Origin of the sequence: Desulfovulcanus ferrireducens (genome assembly GCF_018704065.1) — a bacterium.
GTDB classification, from domain to species: domain Bacteria; phylum Desulfobacterota; class Desulfovibrionia; order Desulfovibrionales; family Desulfonatronovibrionaceae; genus Desulfovulcanus; species Desulfovulcanus ferrireducens.
The window spans coordinates 44,000-60,596 of sequence record NZ_JAGUQP010000019.1 but is presented as its reverse complement, the minus strand read 5'-3'; the positions used below and the strand labels follow the sequence as shown (position 1 = coordinate 60,596).

General features: G+C 39.3%; 14 protein-coding genes and 1 tRNA gene. 2 read left to right on the top strand and 13 right to left on the bottom strand.

Features of this window, described 5'->3' with window-relative positions:
- Nucleotides 1-376: 376 nt before the first annotated feature.
- Entirely contained in the window at nucleotides 377-1,354 is a 978-nt protein-coding gene (locus KFV02_RS08000; RefSeq protein ID WP_252381023.1) for a DUF1848 domain-containing protein, read from the bottom strand.
- A 393-nt stretch (nucleotides 1,355-1,747) separates the two neighbouring features.
- Nucleotides 1,748-1,823: transfer RNA gene (locus tag KFV02_RS07995), tRNA-Thr, on the bottom strand.
- A gap of 719 nt (nucleotides 1,824-2,542) precedes the next feature.
- On the opposite strand from KFV02_RS07995, the gene KFV02_RS07990 reads away from it, so the two are divergent.
- Both KFV02_RS07990 and KFV02_RS07985 read left to right on the top strand, forming a co-directional pair.
- Nucleotides 2,543-3,109 carry a YeeE/YedE thiosulfate transporter family protein gene (locus tag KFV02_RS07990; protein WP_252381022.1) on the top strand — a complete coding sequence of 189 codons (567 nt, stop codon included), beginning with the start codon at nucleotides 2,543-2,545 and terminating at the stop codon, nucleotides 3,107-3,109.
- A 12-nt stretch (nucleotides 3,110-3,121) separates the two neighbouring features.
- The gene (locus KFV02_RS07985; RefSeq protein WP_252381021.1) at nucleotides 3,122-3,691 is read left to right on the top strand and encodes a YeeE/YedE thiosulfate transporter family protein; all 570 of its coding nucleotides are present in this window, start codon (nucleotides 3,122-3,124) and stop codon (nucleotides 3,689-3,691) included.
- Between the two features lie 223 nt (nucleotides 3,692-3,914).
- Here the strand turns inward: KFV02_RS07985 and KFV02_RS07980 are convergent, their stop codons facing one another.
- From KFV02_RS07980 to KFV02_RS07930, 11 genes are all read right to left on the bottom strand, one after another.
- A complete protein-coding gene (locus KFV02_RS07980) occupies nucleotides 3,915-5,243 on the bottom strand; it encodes a sigma-54 interaction domain-containing protein (RefSeq protein WP_252381024.1) in 1,329 nt (442 codons plus the stop codon).
- Between the two features lie 5 nt (nucleotides 5,244-5,248).
- Complete coding sequence (gene hypB, locus KFV02_RS07975; protein ID WP_252381020.1) at nucleotides 5,249-5,908, bottom strand: hydrogenase nickel incorporation protein HypB; 660 nt, start codon at nucleotides 5,906-5,908, stop codon at nucleotides 5,249-5,251.
- 29 nt (nucleotides 5,909-5,937) lie between these two features.
- Complete coding sequence (gene hypA, locus KFV02_RS07970) at nucleotides 5,938-6,291, bottom strand: hydrogenase maturation nickel metallochaperone HypA (RefSeq protein WP_252381019.1); 354 nt, start codon at nucleotides 6,289-6,291, stop codon at nucleotides 5,938-5,940.
- A gap of 533 nt (nucleotides 6,292-6,824) precedes the next feature.
- Entirely contained in the window at nucleotides 6,825-7,850 is a 1,026-nt protein-coding gene (locus KFV02_RS07965; protein WP_252381018.1) for a 4Fe-4S binding protein, read from the bottom strand.
- Nucleotides 7,851-8,059: 209 nt separating this feature from the next.
- Nucleotides 8,060-8,452, bottom strand: a complete 393-nt coding sequence (gene tmcA, locus KFV02_RS07960; RefSeq protein ID WP_252381017.1) for an acidic tetraheme cytochrome c3 TmcA — start codon at nucleotides 8,450-8,452, stop codon at nucleotides 8,060-8,062.
- A gap of 11 nt (nucleotides 8,453-8,463) precedes the next feature.
- Nucleotides 8,464-9,795: an electron transfer complex ferredoxin TmcB gene (gene tmcB / locus KFV02_RS07955; RefSeq protein ID WP_252381016.1), complete on the bottom strand. Its 1,332-nt coding sequence runs from the start codon at nucleotides 9,793-9,795 to the stop codon at nucleotides 8,464-8,466.
- A 68-nt stretch (nucleotides 9,796-9,863) separates the two neighbouring features.
- Nucleotides 9,864-10,523 (bottom strand): TmcC family electron transfer complex membrane anchor subunit, encoded by a 660-nt coding sequence (gene tmcC, locus KFV02_RS07950; RefSeq protein WP_252381015.1) that lies wholly within the window; start codon nucleotides 10,521-10,523, stop codon nucleotides 9,864-9,866.
- Nucleotides 10,524-10,532: 9 nt separating this feature from the next.
- Complete coding sequence (gene tmcD / locus KFV02_RS07945) at nucleotides 10,533-11,792, bottom strand: electron transfer complex subunit TmcD (RefSeq protein ID WP_252381014.1); 1,260 nt, start codon at nucleotides 11,790-11,792, stop codon at nucleotides 10,533-10,535.
- A gap of 108 nt (nucleotides 11,793-11,900) precedes the next feature.
- Nucleotides 11,901-12,770, bottom strand: coding sequence for an ATP-binding protein (locus KFV02_RS07940; protein ID WP_252381013.1), 870 nt, complete (start codon nucleotides 12,768-12,770; stop codon nucleotides 11,901-11,903).
- 78 nt (nucleotides 12,771-12,848) lie between these two features.
- Nucleotides 12,849-14,756, bottom strand: a complete 1,908-nt coding sequence (gene cooS / locus KFV02_RS07935; protein ID WP_252381012.1) for an anaerobic carbon-monoxide dehydrogenase catalytic subunit — start codon at nucleotides 14,754-14,756, stop codon at nucleotides 12,849-12,851.
- Between the two features lie 851 nt (nucleotides 14,757-15,607).
- Entirely contained in the window at nucleotides 15,608-16,306 is a 699-nt protein-coding gene (locus tag KFV02_RS07930) for a LytR/AlgR family response regulator transcription factor (RefSeq protein ID WP_252381011.1), read from the bottom strand.
- Nucleotides 16,307-16,597 lie beyond the last annotated feature (291 nt).

Genomic DNA, 16,597 nt, shown 5'->3' with positions numbered 1-16,597 from the left:
ACATGAACAAAATGAACAACGAAACAAATCGCCTAACTTATTGCCTTTATTGAAATATTTTTAACCGGACACTAGTGCCGTCACTTAAACAGTTTGTACTCTTGGCACCCTTTTCGCCTGTTGCCTTCATGCAGTCCTTTATCGTTTTGTCTTACATTCCTCTAAATCTGATATATTAATAGCACTTATAAACCAATCTTCTAAAATTTTATTATAATCTCAATGATGCAACTGTAAAAATTAAAAAATTTACAATTTTAGCAAAAGATATCCTGTGACCCGTTTAAATAATTCAACATTCATAATCCAAAATTCAACATTGCCTGCAAAAAGCGATTTTTTGCAGGCGCATCCTCAATCCAAGAACTCTTTTATCTTATAACAAGGTAGCGCGATGGACGACATAGGATTTCTCCTTTATCTCCTTCAAATTTACAATTCCTTCCAATGAATTCCAGTCTGGAGAAAAATTTTTATAAAAACTCTCAGCCTTTTCTTTATTAGTATTTGCATAACAATAGAGACAGCCATGAATACAAGTATCATAAGATCCAATATCAACACTCTTAGCGCAAGCACATTCTTTTCTGGTTGCTGCAGACTTTACTTCCAATGGCAATTGAAAAAGCCTTGCCAGATAATAACCATTAATACAACTTCCCTTATGAACATTTTTACACAAAAGACAGTCATTACAACAAGTATATAGCCTTATATTGTATTTTTCAGCTATGTTAGCCAACTTATAAACAAATTCTCTTTTTTCAGCTAAATTAACTTCAACAATTTTTTGGCCTGTATACTTTTTAAAATTTGTAAAAACCTTTTTGTATAAATTTACAAAACTGATATAACATGTCTGAGTATATCCTTGTAATTGCTCTGCGCATTTTATAAATTTGTCTTCATAATAACTAAATGATAGTTTATCAGTAATACATATAGGATCGAAACGCCAAATAATATGTCTAGCTGAATATCTCTTAGAAATAAAAATAAAATCTTTAACCGTCTCTGTATAAGATGGCACATTGAGTTCAAGAGCTGCATTGCCTGTGATTGTAAAATGAAAAAATAAATTAGAAATTCTTTTTTCTACTTTTTCTATTTGTTTCAAAAGAGGAGAATAATTCTTAGACCAAAAAACAATTACGCCAAGATCTTCTGGTTTTAATGACACTTTTCTCCACTTTCTTGTATATGGATGTCTTATACACACATATCCAGCCTTTAATCTGTTAAGAAACCATTCTGTATAGAAGGCCGGAATATCTGTCCTCCTGCTGACAGAAAGAATAGCTTTCATACCTTTTTTCCCTAAAAAATCAGTTGATTGCTGAATCGTTTCAAACATTCTTTGCCCTTGCCTGGAGTAGCGAAAAAGACCGGCCTATCTTTTCGGTCAAGGTCAATAAAAAACGGCCACATAGTTGTGTATCTTTTTTGAAGATGTCCCATCGAAACCTACGGCCGTGACCGAAGAAAAATTCAACTTGGACAAAGCCTTGGAGATATAATAGTGGTGCAGGGTTACTCAGCCCTTTGCAATGCGTTCAAGAAACCAATATTTCTAATCTGGTAGTCAAAATGAGATTTGACCACAGACTCTTTTATGGCTTGTCTGGCTATATCATAAAACTAGGTTTGGCCCTAATGTTAGTTATTGGTTAGTGTTATATTTTGTTATATCCAAATGCCACAAAATAAAAAGGGCTTATGGCGTTTTACCATAAGCCCTTGAATTCTATGGAGCCGGGAATGGGACTTGAACCCACGGCCTGCTGATTACGAATCAGCTGCTCTACCAACTGAGCTATCCCGGCTAACTGCTGAGAAGCCTTGTATATCAAGGGTTAATGCCAGGTCAAGAGCTTTTTTGTGATAGTCAAAAATTGTCAAAAAAAGTCAAAACTGCCTGCAATATGCAGGCAGTTTGCGAGCCAAATGCGAGCCATTTCTTTAAGACCGCGGAAGATTTGAGGGGCAAGTAAGGTTCGGGTGCATATGAGATTGAAAATTCGTTACAAGTTTCAGAAAGTCGTCAACCCATAAAAAATTATTAGAGATATAATTAATTGAAAAAGACTCCACGTTGTTAAGAAAAAAAAAGAAATAAATCATATTTTTTTATGTTGACATTAAATTTATTAATTCTATATATATGTATATATTTCTAACATTGAGAATTATTATAATTTATAATACTTCTATCTGGTACGGCTCACTCTCCTCTTGTTCAAATTTTTCGCGACCTCTAGTTTGTAATTTATTTAGTCCAACATAGTTTGTTCACAACGTACTCAACATTATTCAATTTTCTTGGTAACCTTATTTTTATCTTTCAACTGAAATAAAATAATAAATGGCCAACAAGGCGGTACGGCAAAACGGCAAATGCGCAGCGAACGTTTTCCGAGCAGTCCGCGCTGTAAACCCTGCCTATAGTTTTTTTTCAAAGCTCATAGTCCCGCATTGTGGGGCTGCCGAGCTTTCCACTAGCTGTCCTTAAGTGGTCAGCCTAAACCGCAAGGAGTTAGGAATTATGTCTGGACAATTAAATTGGTTTCGAGGAGGAATTGCACTTGCCCTAGTGTTTCTAGTCGCAGTGTGGCTAGTAAAACCAATTGGAGTATCAACGCAATTCGTTATCTTTGATGGCATCATATGGAATTTATTTTCCGATGATCTTGTTCAAGTAAATCCCAAAACCAAGACTGGTTACTCAAGTACCAACGCATATTTGAATAAAAGCGGAGGAAAGTATGCGAAGAATATAGCCAATCCACTTAACTATAGCTATATTTTTGTATTTGGTATAATTCTAGGCTCTTTTCTTTCGGCTAAAACCAAGGGGCCTAAAGCAACCGAAAAGGATCGGCAGGCGCCTGAAGTTTGGCGCCAGAGATTTGGTTCATGTATTTATAAACGTTACTTGGTTTCTTTTATCGGTGGATTTCTAGTTTTATTTGGAGCAAGGTTGGCAGGGGGCTGTACCAGTGGACATATGATGAGCGGGATGATGCAGACTTCCTTGAGCGGTTATCTTTTCACGTTAGGCGCTTTCGCAACAGCAATTCCACTGGCAATCTTAATGTATGGCCGCAAATAAATGGAGGTATTTATGGATATATTACTTGCAATAATACTTGGTACACTATTTGGTTTTGTACTACATCGAATTGGTGCAGCCAACCCACAAAATATCATTAATATGCTGAGGTTGAAAGATTTTCATCTAATGAAAACAATTATATGGGGCATCTCGCTCAGCAGTGCTCTCCTTTTTTTGGGACTAACACTCGGTATCATTGATCCCACTCACCTGTCAGTTAAGTCCAGCTACTGGGGCGTCATAATTGGCGGTGGTATTCTTGGTCTTGGTTTTGCGATCGCTGGGTATTGCCCTGGTACCGGCCTTGCTGGTTTAGGGGATGGAAGAAAGGACGCAAGGTACTTTGTAGTCGGAGGACTATTCGGAGCCTTTGTTTATATGCTCGTTTTCGCAGGATTAAAAAACACTTTTTTAATGCAAAAAATAGCAGGAGGGAAAGCAACGCTTGCTGCGACAGGTAACCCGTCATTCATATCGTTAATTGAAAGTGTTCCAGGAGTAATTGTTGCTCTGGCTATTTCACTAATATTTTTTATATTTGCGTGGAAACTTCCTAATAAAACGGACAATGATAGCTAACCAACCAAGGTCACGATAACCTGTTGCGGGTTCAAGAAGGCCTGGCAACAATCTCCGTGTTATAGAGTCTGTGGCCAAACACCATTTTGACTACCAGATTAAGTAAGGTTTGGGCAGAGACTCTATAACCAAATTCGTCTTTTTGTTGTCCTGCACACCCACCATGTGTGTAGGACAAGAGCCTTGTGCGGTAACCGAAAAAATAAGACGATAATACAATAGGTTATTTTTGCGCTATTTTCTGACAACGAGCGAGCATACGGCGAAGGGTATCTTTGGATATTTTTAGCTCGCGGCAGGTGGCCATTTTGCGGCCATTATTTCTGGCCAGCGCATCTAAAACTGCCTGGCACTTAATTTCTTCTAATGTTCTGGGTGCATTTTCAGCCCGCTTTGATTGGTCTTGCAGATGTTCAGGCAAGTGCTCGACTTGAATAAATCCCCCAGGACAAAGAATAAAGGCATATTCAAGAATATTTTCCAACTCCCTGATATTGCCGGGAAATTTATAACGCATCAAAATAGCTAAAACATCTTCAGAAACACCCTGAATGTCCTTATCTTGAATAACATTAAACCGACGGATAAAATGGTTTATAAGTAAAGGTAAATCTTCCGGCCTCTCCCGCAAAGGAGGCAGCCTTAACTGGACAATATTTAAGCGATAATACAAATCCTGCCGGAAAGCCCCACTCTCGACCATCTGCTCCAGGTCTTTATTGGTAGCCGCAATTACCCTGGCATCAACCTTTATGCTTTCAGTCCCTCCCAGTGGTTCTATGGTCTTTTCCTGGAGAAAGCGCAGGAGCTTAACCTGCAGCGGAAGGGGTAAATCTCCGATTTCATCTAAAAAAATCGTTCCATCATGAGCCAGAACTAAACGACCCGGTTTATCTTTTTTAGCATCAGTAAAGGCACCTGCTTTGTACCCAAATAGTTCTGATTCCAGCAAATTTTCAGGTAAAGCCCCACAATTTACCGTGATCATGGGCCCATTTTTGCGTGTACTCAAATTGTGGATTGCCCTGGCAAAAAGTTCCTTGCCTGTGCCTGACTCGCCAGTAATAAGCACAGTAGAATTACTGCGGGCAACTTGCGGCAAAACGCGAAATATCTTAGCCAGGGCCTGACTTTTACCCACAATATCTTCAAAAGTGTACTTTTCCTCCACCTGCTGACGAAAAATATGGATGGCGGTCAGATCTCTGAATGTCTCTACCCCTCCAATTATCTCGCCCTTTTTATTATGCAGTGGTGCGGCACTGATGCTGATTGGAATCTTTTGTCCATCTGAACGAATAATAAAAATTGACTTGTTTGTGATATTCTTATTGTGCTTTAAGCAGTGCTTTAAGGCACACTGACCATCACAAATACTGGAACGAAACACCTCCCAGCATTTATGCCCCAGGGCATCTTCAGCCCGGATGCCTGTGATCTTAGTTGCAGCCGCATTAAAAAAGGTAATATTCCAGTCCAAATCAACAGTAAAAACCCCGTCAGCAATGCTGTCTAGGATTGCATCCAATGAAATATCTTTAGGAAGAGACATAAAAGTTAACGTTTCTTCTTTTTGTCCACCTCTTGTCTCAACCAATCGTACCACTTATCCAATCCTTCTCCTGTTCTGGCTGACACAGGGAAAATTTCAATATCTTTATTTAAACTTCTGGCAATATTACTGGCTCTCTCCAGACTAAAATCAACATAGGGCAGGAGATCAACTTTATTTAAGAGCATAACCTTGGATTCCGCAAAAATAAGCGGATATTTCTCAGGCTTATCATCACCTTCAGCCACGCTTAAAATGGTCACCTTGTAATCTTCACCCACACTAAACTCAGCAGGACAAACCAGATTACCCACATTTTCAATAAACAAAATATCTACACCATCCAAGTCCATTTTGTTTACTGCTTCCAAAACCATGGAACTGTCCAAGTGGCAGCCTCCATCAGTATTGATTTGCAGAGCCTGGGCCCCGGTAGCCGCTACTCTCTGGGCATCATTGTTGGTTTGAACATCTCCCTCGATGACAGCCATTTTAAACTCACCTTTTAAATCTGTTAAAGTTTTTTCCAACAGAGTGGTCTTGCCAGCGCCAGGCGAGCTCATTAAATTTAAGGCTAAAATTCTCCTCTGCAAAAAGGTTCGGCTTAACTCTTGGGCTATCAGTTCATTGGCCTCCAATATATTACGCACAACAGGGATTTGCATATTTTTCTCCTTTAATTTTTTAAATTTTACTACTCTGCTTCGATCTCTTCTATGTATAACTCCTTCCCGGAAATTATTTCATGCCCAAACTCTGTCTCGCAAAACGGGCAGGTCATAATCAGCAAATCGTCTTCTTGCGGACTAAACTCTTTACTGCAATTACGACATTTAGCACGCAATGGGACCTCTTCTGTTTCCAACTTTGCCCCTTCCATCCTCGTTCCAACTGTCATAACCTGAAAAGCTGTCTCCAGGGCCTCGGGCACAATGGCTGAAATCTGTCCATACTTTACCTTTACCTTTATCAATTTGGTCACATTATGTTTGTCCATTTCTTCTTTGATAATATCAACCAGGCTCTGAGCAATAGACATTTCATGCATTAACTAACTCCATTTAGATGATATTTGCGTAAATATTGACGTCTTTGCACGAAGTTTTCCTCACCCGTTTTGAACTCAGATTTAAAGCGGGTGCAAGTCAAAAATAATTTTTTTAGCAAAATTACGCCAGGGTAGCAGGACTAAATCCCGCCACTGACCTCACTTTAATCCTAAAAAATAAATTTTGCCTTTTTTATAAAAGAAAGTCTCTTTAATATGTAAATCTGAGCCTCTTGACAATAAGCTCTTTTCTTATCTGAAAATTTCTTGGTTTATAGTATTTTCGCCCAGGCACGACCCAGTCCTAAGGCTTGAAGCCGATATGTTTTTCACGTGTTGGAAGAAAATCATACCGTGCTCAACCAAAATTGTCGACTCCCAAAATATCACTATCAACTGCAATGGTCAAAAAAGCTATAACGTGAAAGATTATCTTTTCCTGACGCCAATGTTGGTGGCCTAAGCGAAAAAATTGCAAGCACAAACAAAGAAACTTGAAGGTGTTCATCTGTAGTCCAACAGAAAAAAATTAATTAGCGATGAGAGTCGCCCTTTGTATCCTTCCTCAACAACTCTACCATCCAGGGCTTCATAATACCATGCTGCATAAAAATTTTTGCATACATCCGTGGGCTTAATTTAGACGTCCACATATCCTTTTGTACTGCAAATCCAATAATTCCTAAATATAACAAAACCAAAATCAAAGGATAAATAATTGGCTTAATTTTATAAATACCAAGAAATGAAAGAGACAGACTGTGATTAGGACATTTTTCCATTGCATTTAGACAAGCTATACATCTTGTATTGTTAAGCAGTTTACTAGTATAAGGAGACAAGCCCATCGGGCATTCTTTATTACATAATTTACAGTTCGTGCAACTATCTTCCTTTTTTAGTCTCAAAAAGGAAAAAATATTAAATATTCCATAAAAAGCACCCAAAGGACAAAGATATCTACACCAAAATCGTGGAATAAAATATGAGAAAACTAATATTCCTACAATCACTCCTAAAGTTATGTTGTGCTTTCCATCAAAAGCATCAATCCAAAATTTATACAAGCTCACATCTTCAGGAAGAACAGTACTTTGATATATCATAGGCATTATCTGGCCTGGCAGGCGGACAATAAAATAAACTAAAGCTACTGTAGTGCCAAATTTGATTAAGTAAAGAAAATTTTCAAGTATAAATTTCAACTTGGGTGGCATGTTTATGTCAGGTACATTTTGGCCCACGATTTTTTCTCGAATAAATGTTAAACTATCTAAAAATGTGCCTACAGGGCATATCCACCCACAAAATCCCTTCATACAAAAAAGAGTAGTAATAATACCAGCTAAAATAAATATCATACCTGCAGGATGAATATGATCTACAAACCCTGTTTTAAACCACATTACTAAGCTGTAAAATCCACCAATTGGACAAAGAATCTCAATTATATCAGATCGTCCATGACCGGTATTAACAAAATAAATATACTTTATAATAGCAACAAACATAATTGCAAAAAATATCGCTCTAATAATAAAACGAGACTTCTTGATCATAAATAACACACCTCAAAAACGATCGCCCTGCAATTCCGCCAGAGGCGGAATTGCAGGGCGATTTAAGATTTAAGTTTTAATTTATTTTCCCGCTTGAGAGAAAATTACATACTTCGACTTTTTGCAGGTTCTTTACACTTCAATAAATGCATACCGAAATTTGTAAAAATCGTAATATAATTATATTTGAAAATTAAACTTTAACTTCCTTATTTTTTAACTCTCTTGTGACATTCTCCACAGGTAATAGGGCCTTTTTTCTCTTTTACATGACAACCTTTACATCGCTCATGGTAGGCCTTCATAAGTGGTGTGCCGCCATCACTGCTCTTTTGTTTATGACAATCCGAGCACTTTTGATCCTCTGATGATTCATCCGGGACAAGTTTGCCATCTCTATATACGTGATGACATACATTACAGTCCTCGATTCCGGCCTTTTCATTGTGGGCATCATGATCAAAAATAACTCCAGGTCTTTGTCTTGGCTGAAAGTCCTGTCCCAGCAAAAGAGGTTCTTCAACCTGTGAAAAGACAGGTCCTACAGAAAATACAATGCCCAGCAAGATAATCGCATAAAAAAAACTCTTTTTTGTCATCATTAACCTCATAATTAGACAGCGTTCGGTTTTTCCATACATTCGTAGATTATATCCCCCAGAAACTTAAGTTCCATACCAAGACCATAATGATGGATGATATCATCAAGCCCACCATGACAATTATGGCAAGGTGCAATAACTACCTTTACTCCGGTTGCCTTGAGTTGCTCAGCCTTGATCCTATTTCCTGTAATTCTGGTCATTTTAAATGGAGGGCCGCAATTGATCACCCCTCCCCCTGCACAACAGCAATAATTATGCTCCCTGTTCGGGTACATCTCTACAAAATCTTTACAGAAAGCCTTGACTACTTCTCTGGCTTTTTCATGCAAACCCATTCCCCGGACAATATTACAGGGGTCATGAAAGGTTACGGGTTCCTCAAATTTTTTGGCCACCTTTAGTTTCCCTTCATTAAGTAGTTCCCAGTAAAATTGAACAGCATGAATAATAGGTATAGGCATATCTTTCCAACCAAGCCAGCGATTTCCAGTATCATATACAGACCTGTAAGCATGACCACACTCACCCATGACTATCCGTTTTACCTTCAAGCGCATTGCAGTTTCAAAATGCAAACGTTTTAGCCTTCCCATGAGTTCGTAATCCCCCGTAAACATGGCCATATCGCTGTTGTCCCAGCCAGGTGTGGCAGGCATTGTCCAATCCACACCAGCCTCGTTCATGATTACTGCCGCCTGATAAATAAGCTGGGTACGAAACTTGGGCTCTGGTCCAATGACCGAGTATAAAACATCCGCTCCTTCCTTTTCTAAAGGGATACGCAAATTGGGAATCTCGTCCCTGGCTTCATCCTCTTGCCATTGGAGGCTATCTATCCATTCGTCATCTTTGACCCACATTTGATTCATGGTTGCCGAGTGACTGTGCGCTGTATCCTGAATATATTGAGGTGTTACTCCCAGGCGATGACAAATACGTCTCATAATGCTTATCATGTAAGCTATATCAATGCCGAATGGACAATACATAGAGCAGCGTTTACAGAGATTGCACTCGGTGTAGGCAATCCTGGCTGCCTTTAATATAGTACCTGTACTTACTTTTCCTTTATGCTTTAAAATCTCCCAGATGGTCTGCTTAACTTTTCCCACAGGAGAATATACAGGGTCTCTGTCATGAGAAAGAAAATAATGACAGGCTTCTGAGCAAAGGCCACAATGTACGCAAGTATTGATATATGCCTCAAGCCTTGCTCCTGTTTCCTTCTTTAAAACCTGGTTTATAACCTTCTCAATTCGCGCAGGAGTAAGTTTTCGAACACCGGCAATCAATCCTTCATCCACAATTTCCCGGCTTTTGTTGCTTGTTTCCTTATTCATAGCGTATTCGTCTCCTATTGTTTGTGTATGTTGTACATTTTTACAGCGGGATAGCTTGGCATCAGTTACTACCAATCCCGGGCATGTCTCACTCCCCCAAATTCAGATCCGGTATATGCCCTGACTAAAGGAGCAAAAACCATGTGTACAAGACGAGTAAAAGGAATGAGAGCCAAAAGTATTTCTCCCGAAAGAATATGCAAAATAAGCATCAATTGATAATCAAACCATTGATGATAAGCCAAAAAGCCAAATACAAATGGAGACGCAACTAAAACCAGTAAAAGATAATCTGAAGGTGAAGTAACAAATTTTACTTCCTTTATAATTATTCTGCGTACAGCAAAAAATAGACAACCAGCAATAACCACTACAGTCATTATGTCTGCGACTTTATCTGGAATAGTCCAAAAACTAATCCCAAAAAATTCTTCCCACAGTATTACGTGAGCAAGTAGAAAAATCGGAGCAACAAGTAAGCTTATGTGAAAAGAGAAGGATACAATAGTCATAATTGGATGCTTGCGCATATTTACTGAACCAAAAGGAATCATCCAATGCAGTATTGACCGTAAAGCGTATTTTAAATTAAAATAATTTAATACTACACCATCTCTTTTTTTTGCAGAGAGCGTTATATTTGCCAACCGGTATAAAATACCTAAAATAAATATTGACCAAGAAACCCAGGCCAAAGGTCCGGTAATAAAATTATAAATTCCGTGCATATCTTCCCCTTATTTTTTGATGTCTTCTACCGGAACAATAATACGGTAATATTTCTCACCCTTAACGGCTCTGATCATTAGCTTCTTGCTGTCCGGGCTGAAAACAGGTTCCCATACAGCATCAAAATCCTCATTGTACTCGATCCCATCAATAGCAATGGTATAACGCTTACCAAGTTCAACCTTAACTGCCACATGCTCACTATCAGGACTAAACACTGGCTTCCAAACCATATCATAGGCCTTATTCCAGACGTGATCATCTACAACAACAAACCATTTTTGACCATTTTTGCCCAAAGCAGCTATTCTCTTGCCGTTCGGACTGTAAACCATATCCGTAACAAGGTCATTAAATCGGCTCTTCCAGGGAATTCCATCCAGGGCCACTGTCCATTGTCCAAATTTAGGAGCTACTATAGCGGCAATTTGTTCCCCGTCAGGGCTGAATTGCTGATGCCAGAGTTGAACAAACTTTGCCTGCCATAAAATTTGTTCATCCAGAGCCAGCCCCCATTTACCGTCAATTCTAACAGGAGCAACGACTGACCTGTTTACAGGATTAAACCTTGGTTCCCACACGCAGGAAAAAGTCTTGGACCAGGGTTGTCCGTCCACTGCTATTGTATAGTCATAAAGTGTTGTTCTCACCTGGGCTGCAACATGCTTTCCCTTGGCATCAAAAGTAGGGGTCCAAGCATTGACAAAATTTCGTTCCCACGGTTTACCATCAACAGCCACAGTAAAGCATCCTTCCTGAAATTTAAAAATCTCTGCCTGTCCCAGAGAGATGGTCTGGACCACGGCAGCAGTCTTTTGTCCATCAGCGCTCAGAATAAACTGGTTGGCATTATCAAACATCTGTTCCCATGGTCTCCCATTTAAGACCACACCATATCGCATATCATTTTGCACTGCTGCGGCTATGCTCCCACTCTCCTCGCTAAACTTTGTGTCCCATATAAAGGAAAATCGCTCCTCCCATGGCGTTCCATCCACACAAATAGTATATTCTCCCATGTCTGAAATCAGCGCAGTTAGCCTTCCGTCAGGAGCATAGCGGAGGTACCATATCCTTTCATAAGTAGTACCCCAGAGATCATTATTTATGCATACATCGAACTCGTAGCTTCCAGTATTTACAACTGCAGCTATCTTTTCGCCATCAGGACTAACCTGCGGTTCCTCTGTCCACTCAAATTGCGCTGACCATTGCCCAAGGTCAGCGACAATTTTTTCCCCTGGTTCCCAATCCCATTCATGCGTCATAAATAGACCTCTTGCTTTTAAAATTTTAGAATTATTTTTAAATAGTACAAAACGAGACAAAGGCTGGTAGCCCTATAATATTTCCTATTGATTTTAAAGGGAAAATTTCTACCTTTCGTACTTTTCCAGACTTTCAGCCATTTCTTCAATAGCCCGGACAAAAGGAGATTCTGGGCAAGAAGAGTAGAGGTTTATAACAGCAGGTTCAAAATCCAAAATTTGCTCTTCTCTAGGTAAAATAACTACTGAGCTAAAATCGGTTTCTTTTTTTCCAAAGTGCGCTAGTAAATCCAGCGCTCGTTGTTTTGTCTTTTCCCCATCGATTCGGTTGAGCACAAGGTGAATATGCTTAATGCCAATGTCTCTGGCTAGGTCTGATGCATGGATGGCCACTGACATAGAGTTAAATGTCGCATCAGTAACTACTAAACATTGTGAAAATCCCTCGGCCAATGCACGCCCAAAATGCTCAACACCTGCCTGGGTATCCATAAGGATCAACTCATCTCGTCTAAGAGATACATGCTTGACCACAGCATCCAACAATGCATTTTCCGGACATAAACAGCCTGTGGCGGGTTTTCTTATTGTCCCCATGACTAGACAACTCAAGTTACTATTAAGGGAGACACCAAACCTATCCACGACATCTTCTACCGGAGGGTTTAATCTTAAAAATCCACCCCAACTTTCACCTGGCCTGGCTCCTGTCTTTTCTTCTATATAATCTGCATTTTGACTTAGTGGTACCAATTCCTTAACTTGGTTTGGCGGATAGCCTAAGGCAAAAGGCAAGTTCATCTGGGGATCTTCATCTACTGCAAGTACTTTATACCCTCGATTAATAAAAGCCTGAGAAAGTAAGGCGGTTGTGGTTGTTTTTCCTGCTCCGCCCTTTCCGGTAACAATTACTTTAAAACCAGAAGTGCCTTTCTCTTTCCTCAAAGATTTAATCTCATCCTTAAACTTTTTACTCACCTTACCTACCCCATAAGATAAAATTTAGGATGCGTCTACAAAAAATTATTTTTTGTAGACGCATCAGGATAATCAAAATTAAATATTCAATGCCTTCCTTTTATCCATAATAATCTCTTCCATTCTCTCAGCTGCCTTCACTGGATCCTCCTCGACAAAGAAATAACCACCAAGAAGATCTTTTATATCTTCTGTTAAAATTTTCACCACAGTCTCACTTCCTGTAATTGGCGGCATGGGCCAAAGATGCACTGGAATTCCAGAAGCAACGAAATATGTTCCTATTGAAACTGCTTTCTCTGCCATCCATTCAGGGGCTGACCCAACTAAAGGTAAATCAGAAATATCAACTTCTAAATAATCAGCAAGCCCACCAGCCAAAGACAGCATACGTGAACAATCAACACAGGAACCCATGTGCAAAACAGGGGGTATATTAAGTGCTTTGCAGACTTCTTTTAAACCTTCACCTGCCAGCTCCTGCGCTTCCAAACGCATCAGCCCCCCCTTGGCACAAGCAATAGCCCAACAGCCAGTGCCAATGACCAGAATATCTTTTTTAACTAACTCCTTAGCAATAGTTATATGATTGTAATCTTGTTTTATTTTTGGATTATTGCACCCAACAATACCAACTACACCTTTAATTTTGCCGCTGACTATTGCATCAACCAGGGGTTTAGGACTACCACCTAAAGCACTGATTATATTTTCAGTGGTGAATCCAACAACTGCTTCAGTTTTATATGCAGGTATTGATACTCTGTCTTTATCACGCTTAGGAAAAGCCTCTATGGCTGTTTTAACAATTTCTTTCGCCACTTCTGTGGCCTTGTCTTCCTCAAATTGAATATGTAGAGAACCTGGAAACTTAGCCTGCTCACTTGTTGAAATAAATTTTGTATGAAAACACTCAACTAAACGTCCCAGGGCAGGGAAAATACATTGTACATCGACAACCACAGCTTCCACTGCTCCAGTCATTACAGCTAGTTCTTGATGTAAAGTATTCCCAGCAGCAGGTATACCCTGACGCATTAATAGTTCGTTCCCGGTACAACACATACCTACAACGTTCACACCTTTAGCCCCATATTTTTGAGCCAACTTCTGCATCTCTTCTGATTGCGCTACTTCTACTATTTTCTCGGATAAAATAGGCTCATGTCCATGGGCAATAACATTGACATAATCCGGATCTATTACACCCAAATTAGCCATAATTTTCTTTACTGTGGGTGTACCAAAAAGGACATCCTGAATTTCGGTCCCAATAAGAGAACCACCCCAACCGTCAGCTAAAGCGGCACGCACACCTTGAATCAAAAGGGATACCGTATCATTATCTACACCCATAGTTGTTCTATGCATGATATCTACGACTTCTCTGTCAATACTGCGTGGCAATACTCCCATTTTCTTGCCTGTGTTTTCAGACAAAAACTTCTCTAAATTTTGCCAACGATCGAGCCTCTTCTTAGGGGCATAAGATAGAAGAAATTGTAGTGGGTCTTCATCTTGCTTACCATAATCCCTCATCGCTACTTCAGCTACCGCCTTGGCCAAAGCTTCAACATCTGCACCAGTATCAAGACCTAGCTTACTTGCAATGTTCCTTAGCTTATTCACATCCTTAATTTGATAATCTTTGTTTTTACCCTCAGCCACTTCTTTAAGGGTACCGGCTAAAGGCCGACCATGATCGGAATGAGCAGCAGAGCCTGCGGCAATAGCCCTGACCAAATTTCTGGCCACGATGATATCCGCTGTTGCCCCGCAAACGCCCTCAGGACTCTTCGGTGTAATCCGGCAAGGCCCCATGACACAATTTTTACAACACACCCCACTTACCCCGAACTTACAGTGAGGGGACTGCGCTTTTAGTCTTTCCCAAACCGTTTCGTAACCTTTCTCTTCTGCCAACTTCAACATTTCCTGTGCGGCCGGATCATAACTCCTTTCGGCATACATCCCCTTTTTTTCCATAACCTGACCTCCTTCTTTTTTTTTGATTTTAATACATAAATCAGGTTCTTACATGAAGGGGGTAAATAGATGAAAAGGATGAAAAGAACTATAGAGTGACAAAAGGAAATATTTGCGGACAAGATGAAACCGGGCCTTCTGGAAAAAATTTTACAAAACGAGCTCAAAACAAAAAAATAAAAAAAGTATCACCTTTTCAACTCACATAAAAAAATCGTGTCTTCAAAGCAATAAAAAAATTGCCACCTTTGCCTAGTCAACCGCACACCTACTAACTACTCACTACTCAACCAAAGTGCAGTCATCGGATGCATCCACCAGCATTTTAAAGGCTTAAAGAATACAAAAGGACTGTTTAGGTGGTTTACAATCATGCATTAGGCACGATTGCAGTGAATGAAATTTGGGGGTTAAGGGCTGAATTTTAGGGTTGGTAAACCATCTTGACGAAACTTGCGGAGAAGCAGAGCCTCGCGTGCCAAAGCTAAATATCCGGGACTATTTGCCATAATAACTATCTATAGTTTAAATTGGACGATTTTTTTTGCAGTTCAAACTTTGAGATTGCTTCGTCGCCTCGCTCACGCTCGCTCCTCGCAATGACAGGAGCGAGTTCGTCATTGCGAGGGCAGCGAAGCTGTCCGTGGCAATCTCACCCATCGGGTGAAAATCGCAAAACGTAGGTATAATTAAAAGACTATTTGTTTACCCAAAATATCCCATTATGCTCTGCCCGCAAGCAAGCTATAGTTGGGTCCAGACATTTGCACCAGCATGAAAGAATCTGGATTGAAAAAATTATGAAAATTTGTCCCCTGGCTACGGTTTGGTCACAGACTCTTAGGCATAAATCATTTTAGCCCGAACATGTTTAAAATAATATTGGTCTTAACCCTGCTTACTGGAAGGTAATAACCAGTTTTCATCAAAATCTGGTATTTATTTTTATCCTTTTCCAATTTTTCTATTTTGTTAACATTGACTATAAAACTTTTATGTATACGAACGAAGTCTTTAGAATCCAACTTTTTCTCAATTTTTCCAAGACTAAGAGGACTTAAATACTTTCTATCCTGATAAAAAATCTCTGTTTGGTTACCTATGGCTTTAAAAAAATCAATCTCTGGAACATCTAAAAGCAAAAAGTTATTGCCATCATATACAGGAAATTTTATTATTTTCTTTTCATCCATTAATATATCTGTCACATTATAAAGCAAAGCAATAAATATATCTCTACATTGACCATGTAGAAGAAATACCTTTATCAAAAAGACTAAATTCTTCTTGTGAGTCTCTTGATATATCTTTATAATATAGCTGTCACTCCTTGTATGGGTAACAGCCTCTTCAGTCATATCCTTTATTTGAGAAAATACTTTCGGGCTGTGTAGATTAGCCAAATTGTAAGATGTATCAGTGCGTTCAAAATCAAAATGAAAAAATTCTTGAATAGTTTTATTCACACAAATTATATTGTAATTCTCATCATAGACAACAATCCCAACGTTAAAGGTACGTTGCAGCATATCTAATGTCAAAGAGAGCATTAAATCTTATCTCCTGAGTTAAAAGAGTCTTTTGTTGCTTTTTAGCAATCCTAAAAAGGGCAAAAGATACCAATGTCCCCTTGAAATCTTGAAATCTGGACTTATGAAAATAGAGTCTGCGAAGGTATAGAACAAGTCTCTGGAACAGACGAAAAAGTGGCTGGTATGTAGTAAATGTAGGTTATATTCTAAATAAATTTTCTACCTAAATTATGCGTTTTTTGCAGTTTAAATTTTGAGATTGCTTTCTCGCTTCGCTAACGCTCGCTCCTCGCAATGACAGGCTAGCGC